Source organism: Sphingobacterium thalpophilum (assembly GCF_901482695.1).
GTDB lineage: Bacteria > Bacteroidota > Bacteroidia > Sphingobacteriales > Sphingobacteriaceae > Sphingobacterium > Sphingobacterium thalpophilum.
Map to the genome: position 1 here is coordinate 3,288,899 of NZ_LR590484.1, position 12,986 is coordinate 3,301,884.

15 protein-coding genes are annotated in these 12,986 nt (G+C 42.0%); 14 read left to right on the forward strand and 1 reads right to left on the reverse strand.

Annotated features, from left to right (window positions below; all coding sequences use genetic code 11):
• Positions 1-418: 418 nt before the first annotated feature.
• The 12 genes from FGL37_RS13660 (at position 419) to FGL37_RS13715 (ending at position 11,232) form a co-directional block, all read left to right on the forward strand.
• Positions 419-988, forward strand: coding sequence for a cupin domain-containing protein (locus FGL37_RS13660; protein WP_051607341.1), 570 nt, complete (start codon positions 419-421; stop codon positions 986-988).
• Between the two features lie 31 nt (positions 989-1,019).
• Positions 1,020-2,321, forward strand: coding sequence for an amidohydrolase family protein (locus FGL37_RS13665; protein ID WP_051607340.1), 1,302 nt, complete (start codon positions 1,020-1,022; stop codon positions 2,319-2,321).
• 108 nt (positions 2,322-2,429) lie between these two features.
• Positions 2,430-3,482, forward strand: a complete 1,053-nt coding sequence (locus FGL37_RS13670) for a sensor histidine kinase (RefSeq protein WP_138096846.1) — start codon at positions 2,430-2,432, stop codon at positions 3,480-3,482.
• Positions 3,469-4,542: a sensor histidine kinase gene (locus tag FGL37_RS13675; RefSeq protein ID WP_051607339.1), complete on the forward strand. Its 1,074-nt coding sequence runs from the start codon at positions 3,469-3,471 to the stop codon at positions 4,540-4,542. Before FGL37_RS13670 ends, FGL37_RS13675 begins: the two co-directional genes overlap by 14 nt.
• Entirely contained in the window at positions 4,517-5,290 is a 774-nt protein-coding gene (locus tag FGL37_RS13680) for a LytR/AlgR family response regulator transcription factor (RefSeq protein ID WP_028072183.1), read from the forward strand. Before FGL37_RS13675 ends, FGL37_RS13680 begins: the two co-directional genes overlap by 26 nt.
• 98 nt (positions 5,291-5,388) lie before the next feature.
• A complete protein-coding gene (locus FGL37_RS13685) occupies positions 5,389-5,874 on the forward strand; it encodes a PH domain-containing protein (protein WP_051607338.1) in 486 nt (161 codons plus the stop codon).
• 15 nt (positions 5,875-5,889) lie between these two features.
• Positions 5,890-6,570 (forward strand): hypothetical protein, encoded by a 681-nt coding sequence (locus FGL37_RS13690; RefSeq protein WP_037534512.1) that lies wholly within the window; start codon positions 5,890-5,892, stop codon positions 6,568-6,570.
• Between the two features lie 146 nt (positions 6,571-6,716).
• Positions 6,717-7,691 (forward strand): c-type cytochrome, encoded by a 975-nt coding sequence (locus FGL37_RS13695; RefSeq protein ID WP_028072181.1) that lies wholly within the window; start codon positions 6,717-6,719, stop codon positions 7,689-7,691.
• A gap of 1 nt (position 7,692) precedes the next feature.
• The gene (locus FGL37_RS13700) at positions 7,693-8,835 is read left to right on the forward strand and encodes an FAD-dependent monooxygenase (protein ID WP_028072180.1); all 1,143 of its coding nucleotides are present in this window, start codon (positions 7,693-7,695) and stop codon (positions 8,833-8,835) included.
• Between the two features lie 12 nt (positions 8,836-8,847).
• Entirely contained in the window at positions 8,848-10,140 is a 1,293-nt protein-coding gene (locus FGL37_RS13705; protein ID WP_028072179.1) for an NAD(P)/FAD-dependent oxidoreductase, read from the forward strand.
• Between the two features lie 117 nt (positions 10,141-10,257).
• Positions 10,258-10,512: a hypothetical protein gene (locus FGL37_RS13710; protein WP_028072178.1), complete on the forward strand. Its 255-nt coding sequence runs from the start codon at positions 10,258-10,260 to the stop codon at positions 10,510-10,512.
• 12 nt (positions 10,513-10,524) lie between these two features.
• Positions 10,525-11,232, forward strand: coding sequence for a hypothetical protein (locus tag FGL37_RS13715; protein WP_028072177.1), 708 nt, complete (start codon positions 10,525-10,527; stop codon positions 11,230-11,232).
• 40 nt (positions 11,233-11,272) lie between these two features.
• Here FGL37_RS13715 and FGL37_RS13720 read toward each other — a convergent pair whose 3' ends face one another.
• On the reverse strand, positions 11,273-11,767 hold the full coding sequence (locus FGL37_RS13720) for a hypothetical protein (protein ID WP_028072176.1): 495 nt from the start codon (positions 11,765-11,767) through the stop codon (positions 11,273-11,275).
• Here FGL37_RS13720 and FGL37_RS13725 point away from each other — a divergent pair.
• Both FGL37_RS13725 and FGL37_RS13730 read left to right on the forward strand, forming a co-directional pair.
• Complete coding sequence (locus tag FGL37_RS13725) at positions 11,766-12,299, forward strand: hypothetical protein (protein WP_051607337.1); 534 nt, start codon at positions 11,766-11,768, stop codon at positions 12,297-12,299. The two genes, FGL37_RS13720 and FGL37_RS13725, sit on opposite strands and share 2 nt — an antisense overlap.
• Before the next feature lie 221 nt (positions 12,300-12,520).
• On the forward strand, positions 12,521-12,787 hold the full coding sequence (locus FGL37_RS13730) for a hypothetical protein (RefSeq protein WP_028072175.1): 267 nt from the start codon (positions 12,521-12,523) through the stop codon (positions 12,785-12,787).
• The last annotated feature ends 199 nt before the right edge of the window (positions 12,788-12,986 follow it).

The window sequence follows — 12,986 nt, forward strand, 5'->3', positions numbered from 1 at the left end:
TTTGCTTTGTAAAAGAGTTCATTTTTATATTGGTGGGGGTCATTCGCTCCCTTCTATTGTGGTTTAACAAGTATTGTTTACAATCATCTTATGATATGTTTTGTGTAAAATTGTGTGAATTATTTTATGGCTGTCTTTTGGATTTAAGCCTCAGATTTTAGGTTTAAGATTACTGTAATCGGTAAATCAGAATACACAACTTTTGGCAATAACGGTGCAGCAAAAATGGCACTAAGGAATGACCTCTCCCCTTAAAACTGGAGAATTTAAAAATAGAAAATTCGTTTTGGGGCTTAGCTGGATTTATTACAGTTCATTGTACAATAACCGCAATTCACCGGGAACCTTATTGATATACGCTCCCCCATGTCTGAATTTTGGCATCGAAAATATTATAAGCTAAAAAATAGTATCAGTCATGGTTAAGAAATTGCATAACCCCATCGTGGGCGACATATTGGAAATCATTACCGAAGGCAAAGACACCAATCAAGCCTATCATTTAATACAGGCATTCATACCCAAAGGGTGCCCCGGTCCTTCACCGCATTATCACCTTTCATTCTCCGAAGAGTTTACCGTTCTGGATGGGCGTTTACATATGCTCAACGGCAATCAGAAATTGGTATTGACCAAAGGACAAACCTTTCTTGCGGAGAAAGGTAAAATACATACATTTTGGACTACGGACACCGATGCCAAGTTTCTGTGCAAAGTAGTTCCTGCCTGCAAAGGGCAATACCTGGCGGCATTGATTGCATCCAACCTTGTGAAAGCAGGATTGACCAATAAAAAAGGTATCCCTACCAATATCTGGCATCTTGCCGTATTACTCGACATCGGCGAGTCCAGGCATACAGGGTTCTTTGCTATCATAGGTGGTTTATTGGGTCGGATGGCTAAAACAGCTAAAGGAAAAAGAGTAAAAGCCGAGCTGATGGAAAAATATGCCGTTTGGGAAACCCAGCCGGAAATAGCAACAGCATAATGAAATAGTAACCTTTAAATACAAAAAAAAGATGATTATTAAAAACGTCCACATATTCGATGGAAACCCAATAACCAATACATCGGATATAAGAATTGAAAATGACAGGATTGCTGCAATAGCGGCTACCATAATGCCTTATGAAACTGAGGAAGTGATAGACGGCAAAGGCATGATTGCATTACCGGGAATGGCGGATGCACACCGCCATGTATGGCAGGCAGCTTTTAAGGCTTGTGCGGCAGACCTTATGCTTATGGATTACCTTAACCAAACGGTGGGTGGCATCGGCGCTCAAATCACACCGGAAGAATTGTACTGCCTGAACTTTTACGGCTATCTTAGAGCCGCTGCAAACGGTATCACTACCATTTTCGACTGGTCGCATATCATGAATAGTCCTGAACACGCTGACGCTGCTTTGCAGGCGGCAACGGATGCAGGTATCAACGTGCTGTTCTTTCACGCATCCACAGCAATTGACAGAACGCCATGGTGGTACAACAGCGAACTGCCGCATGACAAGGATATTGAAAGGCTGGTAAAGAATTACGGCAACCAATCTCCTTATGTAAAAATAGGAATGGGTATCCGTGGACCGGAGTTCGCCACCATGCAGGTAAATGAGCAGGACATTAAGCTGGCAAAGCAATTAAACATCCCGGTATCCATGCACATTGGTTCGTCTATTCTTGGAAAAATTCACAAGCCCGTAATGCAGTTGTATGAAAAAGGATTGCTTCATGCCAATATGAACATGGTGCATTGCAATACGCTTTCGGATACAGAATTTGAGCTGATGCGTGATGCAGGCTGCCTTGTTTCCATGACACCCGAAGCCGAAATGCAGATGGGCTTGGGCAATCCCGCAAGCAAACAGGTTGCGAAATGTACAGGCTTAAAATGGTCGGCAGGTATTGATATTGATACGGCATCTACCGACAGTCTTATATTTCAGCAACGCCTTTTATTGCAGCATTACCGTTCAGAATTAAATAATGAACTGATTGAAAAAATGGAGTTCCCGATGGCTATGCCTTACAAAGCCAACGACTTTTTCTTTGAAAGCCAGCGATACACACACGAGTTTGCGGGGATGAATACCTGTGAAGAAATTCTTGTTGGTAAAAACGCTTCTCTCAGTTTACTGAAATGGGATGAATTGCAATGCACATCATTTGTACAAAATCCTGCTTTCTACTATCTGAAAGAAACGAACATAGATACGGTAATAGCCAACGGAAAAGTACTTTTGCGTGAAGGGAAATGGCTAAACAGGGATATGGTACAACTGGAAGCTGCAATAGCAGAAATAGTAAAAAAAGTTCGGTAAAAAGTCGTGGTTATTTTGTAAAAACAGCGGTATAACTATCGCTGTTTTACCATTCCGTCAAAATAAAATAAATAATTTTGCATATTGTATTTTACTAAACTGAAGCAAGTGAATATTTTTAAAGTAAGCTCAAAAGACGTAAAAGTGCTGCTGTTCATCAGACCGCCATTTATGGTGCTGCTTTGCTATGTGCTTTTCGGACGGGCTTATTTTAATGATATAAAAATATTTATTCCCGCTACGGTTGTGGCTGTTCTGGTAACGGTAGCTACATGGCGTTTACATATTTATGCAGACCATTTTCTGCGTAAACGTTTTTTCAATACAAACCATACAGTGAAGAGGATTGCATTATCAGTGCTGTTTCATTTTATCATTGCATCAGTATTTATTGCAATTTTATTTCTGTGGGCAGGTGCAGTTCATTTTTTAGGGCACAGCTTCACCTGGGGCAGTTTTGTTTCGGGACTGCTGGTAGGCTTATGTACCAATTTATCTGCCACAGGTTTTCACGAAGGCGTTTACACTTTTGAAAACTGGAAAAGAACACTCATCGAAGCCGAAGAATTAAAAAAGCTCACGCTTAAAAACAGACTTGCCGGGCTTCGTAATCAAACCAATCCGCATTTCTTTTTTAACAGCATCAATACTTTGTCGGGCTTAATAGAAATTGATACGGGAAAGGCAGACCGCTTCTTGGATGAAATGTGTATAGTGTACAGGTATCTGCTAAGAAATGAACCTGATACTTTTGTTCCTTTATACAAGGAATTGAATTTTATACGGTCATGGATTTATATTGTACAAACAAGGTATGGCAATTCACTTCAATTTTCTATCAGCGGATATGAACCTGGTCAAAGCGTTTGTATTTCCCGACTGACCTTACTGGCATTTCTGGAAACCATTCTCGATACTTATATCATTGATAAAGAGGCTTCCTTTCAAATTGATATTGAAGTGAAATATAATCGTGTGGAAATATCACATCCCCTACACAAAAAGAAATCAGGCCACACGAAAAATACTGGACAAATAGAAGAAATAAAAACAATTCACCGTCTGTTAGGATTGCCGGACATAGAGGAGCATACAGATAATCACATCAAAACAATAAGCATACCGCTTCAACAATCCGCTGTCAGCTATGAGCATATATAAACCCACACGAGTACAATGGTTTACTGCCGTATTCCCGCTTCCGCTGGTGGTGGTGTTCTTCCTGTACCTGCTGATTGATTTTTCGTCTTTGGACGATAATAGCCTTACAATGCTTCTGTTGCTTTTTATTCCTATAAGCTTTTGCTCATGGTACACCTGCGCTTTCATCAACAATTACATTACAAGTAAGCTGCCCGGGCAATCCGAAACCGTAAAGAGAGGGATGATACTGTTTGGCGTTCATTTTATTTGGCTCATCATCCTGTCGTTTCTCATATTCAGCGGGCTGGCAAAAACATCTTTCCTGAACATCAATTTTGTAAAGGAGAACTTCTTTTCTGCCATAGTGCTGGGGGCTATTTTCAATATCATTTTTACCATCATCTGGCAGGTGGAGTATATTTTCAAAAGCTGGAAAAAGACTCTTGCAGAGAAAGAGTGGATAGAAAGGGAACTGTTGCAACAAGAGTTTGACAGATTGAAACAGCAACTCAACCCGCACTTTCTGTTCAACAACCTGAATGTGCTTTCCTCTTTGATTTCGGAAGAACCTAATAAGGCTTCTTTCTATCTTGATGAGTTAAGCAAGATATACCGTTACCTGCTTAGAAGAGGCAGTGAAGACCTGGCTACGCTCGAAGATGAGCTGGCGTTTATCCGTTCCTATGCTGCCCTTTTGAAAATAAGGTTCAGCAATGCAGTACAGATAACCATTGAAGCCGATGATGGAAAATCGGGCGGATTGTTGCCGATGCTTTCACTGCAATTATTGGTTGAAAACGCCATCAAGCATAATACCGCAAATAAGGCTATGCCTTTAAGAATAAGCATAAAAATGACAGGCAATGCCTATATAGAGGTAAAGAACAACCTGCAACGCAAGCAGGCTTCCGTACCATCCAATAATGTAGGACTTGCCAATATACAGACCAAGTACCGGATGCTGAACATCGAAAACATGACAGTGCAGCAAACCGATGAATACTTTGAAGTGAAATTACCGTTAATAAAAACAGAACTTAAAATACTCGGATATGAATATACTTATAATAGAAGATGAAGAATTAGCAGTGAGCAAGCTGAAAAAAACGCTTACGGAAGTAGCACCGGATGCAAAAGTAGTGGATGTAACAGATAGTATAGCCTCCTCCGTACAATGGCTAGAACATAATCCGCATCCAGATATTATCCTTTCAGACATTGAGCTTACCGATGGTCAGAGCTTTGAAATATTCCGAAGCATGAACGTAGAGAGTATGCTTATTTTCACTACATCGTATGATGAATTTGCTATGCAGGCATTCAAGCTGAACAGCATAGATTACCTACTGAAGCCCGTTCAAAAAGCTGAACTAAAAACAGCACTTGAAAAATACAAACGACTTTACGGGCATTCAAAGTCCAGTGCGGAAACCAGCTCTAAAGACATTGAACAACTGCTGCGCTCTTTCCAGTTGGCACAACCTACTGCTTACAGGAAACGGTTTTTAGTTAAGCACCTGCAAAAGCTGGTATCCATTTCCGTAGAGGATATTGCGTATTTTTATTTTGACGAGTTGACCTTTTTTAAAACCAATGACAACAAGCGTTATGTGGTAGATTACACATTGGATGAGATTGAAGCCATGTTAAACCCAGACGATTTTTTCAGAACAAGCCGCTCCTTTCTTGTTTCACTGGAAAGCATTCATAAGATTGAGGATTATTTCGGCAACCGTCTCTACCTAAAGCTGCTTCCCGAAAATGAAAAAGAAGCGCTGGTAAGCAGGGAGAAAGTGAATACGTTTAAAAAGTGGCTGGGGAAGTAATCCTTACAGTTCAACCAGAAGATATAACAGTTCATTTAGCTTTCACTGTATAGCGCAAAACTCATTATCGTTCTTTGTATCAATAAAATTATTTTGATATGAAGTACAAAGCATCATTAGACAACCTTGCGAAAATAATGACCGTTGGTGTAACGGTCGTATTCACAGTTATTATCACTAAACAATTTGAGGCTATTAAAGAAGAACAGGCAATAACGCCTTTCTTGATAGCTGGGGGTTTCATACTCCTCTACGTTTGGACGTTACTGTTCAGACCACTCAACTATCGTGTAACCGATACGCACCTCATCATTCACAGACCGTTGAAAGACATTGTTATGGAACGCAATGCCATAACGAACATTGAACGGCTTGATGATGCCATAGTTCAGAAAAGTGTAAGAACATTTGGCGTTGGCGGGCTGTTCGAATATTTCGGTAAGTATGCCAACCGCACAAACGGTTCAATGACCTGGTATGCCACCAGAAGAAGCAGTGCCGTATTGATTTGCACAAACGATAACAAAAAAGTCGTTCTCACACCCGATATGCCAGAAGAGTTTATGACGACACTTCACAATTAAAAATAATAGGAAACGATGACTTTAGCAAGTAGATTTTCCAAATGGACATTGCCTGCCGAACAAGATTTTGGCTGGAAAATGAAATCTTTAGAAACAGCCAAAACAAGTTTTACTATTGAGGAGAATGGCGTTTTTAAGTTAACTATTGAACACGACCCTATTCGGGGAGTTACTCCAAAAATGCTATTGTGGTGGTTTAAGAATATCGGTGGCGAGATGACCTATAAAGGAAAAAATTATCTTAAATATCTGGTCTGGCATCCCAAAGACCATATCCATTGGTGTTTAGTGGGCAAAACTTCCAACAACGAAGTTGCAGCTGGTTCGTATTTTAGAATTGTTGAAGCATTTGGACGAAAAATGGAATTTTTAGTTGACAGCACAGAGTATGTAGAAAAATTGGATGAAACAGGTATAAGATTAGTAAAACGTGTCGGGAAGTTCGAAATATTCTCACTTCAACATGATTTCATACAGGACGGGCAAAACACTATTTACAAATCACAAATGATAGTAGGTATCAATAAAAAAAATCCATTTAATAAAATTTTCAATTACTGCATCCGACCATTATTCTTTACCAAAGAAATGGGAACTGCCTGGCTAAAACATAACATTGAAGAAGTCGGGAATTTTGAGTTCTTCTTGCCCGAACTGTATGAGAAAGAAACGAAATTAAAAACGACTGGTATCTAATCCGAAGAAATACAAGTATCCTGCTATATCGTTTTATTCATACCAACTAACCATTACAATTCATTTGCCCTTTTTTACAATTCAATGGAATACCACTATGTGAAGAAAGCCGTAAAAAAGACCTTTGCAGTATAATTTTTAATGAAATGAAAAAGGTTTACAAAGTATTACTCGGCATTCTTGCTATTGTCCTTATTGGTGTTGCGTTTACTGGCACTTATGTGAAAGTGTTTCTCCCCAACATCAATGAGCCTGTTGAAATTACCATACAGCAAACGCCCGAACGCATAGAACGGGGACGTTATCTTGCTCATAACGTAGCGGTGTGTATGGACTGCCACAGTTCAAGGGATTGGACGGAGTTTGCCGGACCGCTATCGGGCAACCTTGGTGGTGGAGGTGAAAAATTCGGAAAGGATATGGGATTTCCCGGCACTATCCACACACCCAATATTACACCTTACAATCTGGGCAACTGGACAGACGGAGAAATTTACAGGGCAATCACTGCCGGAGTGGACAAAGACGGTAAAGCATTATTCCCCGTAATGCCGTATCACCATTACGGTCAAATGGATAAGGAAGATGTTTACAGCATCATAGCCTACATCAGAACGCTTGCTCCTATCAGGAACAATACAGCAGAACGTGAGCTGGATTTCCCATTGAACTTTATAGTGAATACGATGCCTAAAGAAGCACAACCGCAACCAAAACCAAATGATAATGACCGGTTGGCTTATGGTGCTTACCTTGTAAATGCTGCAGGTTGCGTGGATTGCCACAGCAAGACCGATAAAGGTTCTATCATAAAAGGTTCGGAGTTTGGCGGAGGTATGGAGTTTCAACAACTGGCAGGTATTGTACGTTCGCCCAACATCACCCCTGATAAAGAAACAGGTATTGGGCATTGGACAAAACAGGCATTTGTGCAGCGTTTTAAAATATATGCAGACAGCAGTTACCAATCGCCAAAATATACAAAGGGTGATTTAAACAGCCCGATGCCCTGGCACATGTATTCAGGTATGAAAGAAGCGGATTTGGAAGCTATATATACTTACCTGCAAAGTTTAAAGCCGATTGAAAATTCAGTAAACCGGTACGAAAAAAAGAAATAAAATGACACATAAAATAGCAATTATAGGCGGAGGCATCGCAGGGCTTACAACTGCAATAGCCTTTAAAAAAGCAGGATATACCCCTGTTGTATTTGAAGCCGCAGAAACAATGAAACCCGTAGGCGCAGGGTTAGGACTTGCAGCCAATGCCATTAAAGCGTTGGACAAACTCGGCATAAAGGATAAAGTAGTAGAAAAAGGAAGAATACTTTCATCATTTACTATTAAAGACGAAAAGGATAAAATCATTACTTATACGGACAGCATTAAGATAAGCCGTGAGTATGGTATTGATAATTTCACTATCCACAGGGCAGCATTGCATGAAGCCTTGCTTTCTGAAATTCCCGGCACACAGCTATATACCGGAAAAAAATGCGTGGATATTAATGTTCAGAAAAACAATATCCGGCTATTGTTTAAGGACGGGAGCAGCTTTGATACGGATTATCTTATCGTTGCTGATGGCATCCATTCCCCGGTAAGGCAGAAGCTGGTTCCCGGTTCTGTACCACGCTTTGCAGGATATACCTGCTGGAGAGCAGTGATTGACAACCATACGCTGAACATTGATAACAGCTACGAAATATGGGGGAGCAAAGGAAGGTTTGGAGCTGTACCCCTTGCTGACAATAAGCTGTACTGGTTTGCAACAGTAAACAGCACTGCCAACAATGCCCGTTTTAAAAACTTCACACTGCACAACCTTAAAGAGTGGTTTAAGGAATATCCTGCTGAAATCGGGGCTATACTCACCCAAACATCAGAGAGCGCACTGATATGGAATGACATTATTGATTTAAAGCCTATTCCTAAGTATGCTTTTGACAACATACTGCTGTTAGGCGATGCTGCTCATGCCACCACACCCAATATGGGACAAGGTGCTTGCCAGGCTATTGAAGATGCCGCAGTCTTGTATGATGAGCTTCTAAAAGGCGGTGAACTGAACAATTCATTTCTTCGCTTTGAAAAAAGAAGGCTTCCACGTACACACTTTATTACCAATCAGTCTGCCCGCATCGGGAAAGTGGCACAGGCTGCCAATCCCCTGATGATTAAGTTGCGCAATGCGCTTTTCCGCTCTATACCGGGAAGCATAAAGGACAAGCAGTTCAAAAAACTATATAACACGGATTTCTAAAAATCTCTTGACATGAAGAAAAAAATAGTCATCATAGGCGGTGGGTTTGGTGGGATGAACCTTGCCAAAAACCTTGCAGGCGTAAAAGGAATTGAAGTAGTGCTGGTGGACAGGAACAACTACAATTATTTTCCACCGCTTATTTACCAGGTAGCTTCCTCTTTCATTGAGCCGTCCAATATCAGCTATCCTTTCCGAAAGATGTTCCAGGGGAAAGATAATGTACGTTTCTATCAGGGTACTTTTCTTAGTGTTGATGTTGAACAAAACAGCGTTCAGACCAGTGAAGGAAACCTTAACTACGATTACCTTGTCTTTGCACAAGGCACTCAACCTAATTACTTCGGATTATCTTCTATCAGCGAAAAAGCATTGCCGTTAAAAAATATAAATGATGCCCTGAAAATCAGGAATACCATACTGAACAATATGGAGCAGGCTTGCAAAACAAGCGACGCCGCTGAGCGAAGAAAGCTGATGACCTTTGTAATAGCCGGTGGTGGTCCCACAGGCGTAGAGCTATCGGGTATGCTTTCGGAAATGAACCGCAACATCCGCAAAAAAGATTATCCCGAACTGGCGAACGACCCGATGCACGTTTACCTGGTAGATGCAGCACATACTTTACTGGGTACAATGAGCCAAAAATCACAGCAAGAAACGTTGGCTTCTCTGACGGAGTTAGGTGTAAACATCAAGCTATCTGTGGCGGTAAAAAATTTCAAAGACGATGTAGTTTATCTTTCAAACGAAGAACAGATTACTGCCAAAACACTGATATGGGTATCGGGCGTTATCGCAAACGAAGCAAAGGGATTGCCCGAAACTGCAGTGCTGAAAAACAAGCGTATAGCTGTAAACGAATTTAACCTTGTTACGGGAACAACGAATGTATTTGCCATTGGCGACATCTGTTACCAGGATACGGACAAAGCATTTCCTAATGGGCATCCGCAGGTGGCACAGGTAGCCATACAGCAGGGAACTTTGTTGGGAAAGAACTTTAAGAAAATCATCAACGGCAAACAGCTAAAGCCCTTTCGCTATGCCGACAAAGGAAGCATGGCTATCATCAGCAAGTACAAAGCCGTAGCGGAATTGCCTGTTGGTTTCTTCAAAGGGTTTATTGCATGGTGGCTCTGGCTGGTGATACACATATTACCTATTGCCGGTTTTAAGAACAAGGTAAAACTGGTTTGTAGCTGGCTATGGAATTTCATATCCAATGACCCCACATTGCGGTTAATCATCCATCCGCAAAAGCAGCAGGCAGAAAAAGTAAAGACCGCAGATAATAAAAATTAGTTCAGAAAATGGTTGCTATCTCAAAAATACTGCACTTCATAAGCCATCACGGGGTTTAATACTGCCATTGTTTTCCTTTTCTGCTTTATCGCAGTCAGGACAAAGAAAGCTAAATGGATGATTTTAATTCTTCCGCTTGCTTGGAGGTTTCGCTTATCCGAAATCTACAGATTAGCGGATGAACTGGATGGGCACGCTATGATTAGCGGAAATCTGGGGGTGTGTTGGATGCTGCGTTCATTGGCACAGCATGACATGAGTATGGTTTTAAATTTTAGAGATAACAGTTCAGCATACATTTCCCACAGTTCGTTCAGCAAGTGGTTTGCTTATAATGTCGGTATTTGGAAGTTTACCGTCAATTACGCATAATATAAGCAAATCATGAAAAGAACGTTGATGGCCTTTTTAGGTCTTTGTATCTTGTTGCAGAGCTGCGACAAAGCTGAAACCAAAAATCCACAGGATGATCCGAACAAACCTGTGCCCGAAAAACCAAAGGAAGGTATCCCCGAGAAGCCATCCGATGAAGGTAAAAAGCCCGAACCTGCACCACCGCCCAGCAATAACAACGGAATTGTACACGGGGTGGTCAATCAGGAACTTTCCTACAATAAGTTCATCACCTTGGATATGAATGCCGATGGAAAGAATGACCTCTATTTCACCAGTGCATTGGTCATGGATAGCCAAAGCCATCTTTATTTCTTTGCCAGCAGTATTTCGACCAGCGGTGGGAAGCTGTTATTGGATAAGGGAAGCGAAATGGGATTGAACGGGCTATGGGCCTCGCCATTGAAACAGGGAAATCCCATCAGGGAGCAGATGTTGGCGACTACCCGCTGGAGCAATTACATGACCAAAGCGGTGTTATTGGACGTGATCGAAAAGGTTCAGGGAAATGAACTGAAGGGGCCTTGGGTAGCTAAGGACGACCAATATATTGGCGTACAATTGTTGATCGATAACAAACCGCATTATGGTTGGATCAAAGTCAGTCATCAGGGCGCTCAGCAGAAGTTGTACATAGTCGAGTTTGCCTACAATTTGACTCCTTCTGAAGAGCTCTTGGCCGGACAAAAATCCAGGTAAGTTAGTAAAAATATGAGCATGGGCCTTGCCCATGCTTGTTTCAGATAGTTCTATCTGCCAAGATCCAAAATCCGCTTGTCAGTTCGATGGGGCTGCTTTTAGGCAGAACTTGATTAAATTTGATAATGTCTGCATCCTGAATTGCAGTGAACTCCAGTGATTGCTGCTGCATTACCCTGTGCACGAAACCCACCAACATAGCCAACTTGCGTTCGGCCCAATCTGAAAGTTTACCATCCATTTCTGATAGGTAACGGGGCGCCATGTGTTGCTGATCTTCTTCCAGTCTGAGCACTTCACTTGACAGGCTGTAATAGTCAATCCTATCTGCCTGTCGGAAATCAAGCCTTCTAAAGATTCCGACCATCATCTCTGGCATCTGATCTTTGCCGTTCCCAAGCCTCTCCATCTGCTGTAACACATCACTCGCTGCCTTTTCCAGAATTAATAGGGTAAAGGGAGAGGCACCATAGCTGATAAAGGTCAATGCCTGTTCCTGTAGTATATCCAGTTTCTTCCTGATGTTTTCCTGCATGATCTGGTTGCTGTTCTGGGGGCAAAGTTTCGAAACCAAGATCAGCTACAAGAAGCAACCAAAGAATTTTAGTGCTGAAGGAAACAGGGAGCAGGAGAAGACCATGTCCAAAAATATCCAATTGAGCATGTTTACCTTCCTGTTGCGCAAAAAGGAAGATTTTTCGGTGCAGTTCCAGGATCCCGAAAAAACCAATATCCTACTGAAAAAAGCAGGTATACTGGATCGTTCCGATGAATTTACAAAGGATGAGATCGCTAAGATCTTGGGAGTGGACGCCGTACTGGGCGGAAGGTTCGAAACCGAGCAGACCAAATCCGAGGCGGGTGCCATTGCTTCCGCGGTAATGTTCGGAGGATTTGGCGGCAAGACCGGTACCGGTACCATTTTCCTGACGCTCAATGAAGGTAAAAGTGGCGAGTTGATCTGGAGACTGTTCAAGAACATGGATGCCAACATCACTTCCTCTACAGATGACCTGATCGAGCGCATGATGCGCAAGGTCGCAAGGAATTTCCCCTATGCAAAATAGCCCTTTGCGAGATTAAATTGGATGATTAAATCAATTGACATGGAGAGGCGTGAATTTATGAAGCTGCAGCGGCAGGTTCGAAACCTAAGAATAGCGATGTGTATATTTTTAGTAATGTCGATCACACTTTTCCTCACAGCATTTACACAGTCTAACAGGATGGAAAGCTGAGCGTATCCCAGCTTATCATAGAAGATCAGCAGGGAAGTCCCGTAATCGTCATGGGAAGTGGAGAAACTGTAAATCTCGGACGGAAAAGGCAGGACAGTATACATGGTATCGTATTGATGGACCAAAACGGCGATGACCGCCTATATTTGGGCAGGAAAACGAAATTGCAGATGGGCGGAAAGCTGGTTGAACGCCATAGTATGGGCTGGTCATTATCGATCAACGAACCGGGGGAGATGAAAGGGCTGGATTTGGGTTTAGGGATGAGGATAATGCTGTTGGTCTTGGCTTGGATTATGGAGGCAAAAATGGCTTAGAGGTTATTTACCTGAGTGCGGCCGACAGTTTGGCTTATATCACTTTGAACGGCGATGTAGCCGTTGGGGGCATCGTGACCGGATCGTGCTATGGAGCGATACCAGAAAGGATATGTCGATGATCAAGATTGGAGATGCGACCAGGGATGATAAAATTGTATGGAGTACGACCAAGGGAGTACCGAAAATTCAGTACAGG

Coding starts and splice junctions, on each gene's coding strand:
- FGL37_RS13660 (WP_051607341.1), top strand. CDS start 419: ATGGTTAAGAAATTGCATAACCCCATCGTGGGCGACATATTGGAAATC.
- FGL37_RS13665 (WP_051607340.1), top strand. CDS start 1,020: ATGATTATTAAAAACGTCCACATATTCGATGGAAACCCAATAACCAAT.
- FGL37_RS13675 (WP_051607339.1), top strand. CDS start 3,469: ATGAGCATATATAAACCCACACGAGTACAATGGTTTACTGCCGTATTC.
- FGL37_RS13680 (WP_028072183.1), top strand. CDS start 4,517: ATGAATATACTTATAATAGAAGATGAAGAATTAGCAGTGAGCAAGCTG.
- FGL37_RS13685 (WP_051607338.1), top strand. CDS start 5,389: ATGAAGTACAAAGCATCATTAGACAACCTTGCGAAAATAATGACCGTT.
- FGL37_RS13690 (WP_037534512.1), top strand. CDS start 5,890: ATGACTTTAGCAAGTAGATTTTCCAAATGGACATTGCCTGCCGAACAA.
- FGL37_RS13695 (WP_028072181.1), top strand. CDS start 6,717: ATGAAAAAGGTTTACAAAGTATTACTCGGCATTCTTGCTATTGTCCTT.
- FGL37_RS13700 (WP_028072180.1), top strand. CDS start 7,693: ATGACACATAAAATAGCAATTATAGGCGGAGGCATCGCAGGGCTTACA.
- FGL37_RS13705 (WP_028072179.1), top strand. CDS start 8,848: ATGAAGAAAAAAATAGTCATCATAGGCGGTGGGTTTGGTGGGATGAAC.
- FGL37_RS13710 (WP_028072178.1), top strand. CDS start 10,258: ATGATTTTAATTCTTCCGCTTGCTTGGAGGTTTCGCTTATCCGAAATC.
- FGL37_RS13715 (WP_028072177.1), top strand. CDS start 10,525: ATGAAAAGAACGTTGATGGCCTTTTTAGGTCTTTGTATCTTGTTGCAG.
- FGL37_RS13725 (WP_051607337.1), top strand. CDS start 11,766: ATGATCTGGTTGCTGTTCTGGGGGCAAAGTTTCGAAACCAAGATCAGC.
- FGL37_RS13720 (WP_028072176.1), bottom strand. CDS start 11,767: ATGCAGGAAAACATCAGGAAGAAACTGGATATACTACAGGAACAGGCA.
- FGL37_RS13730 (WP_028072175.1), top strand. CDS start 12,521: ATGGGAAGTGGAGAAACTGTAAATCTCGGACGGAAAAGGCAGGACAGT.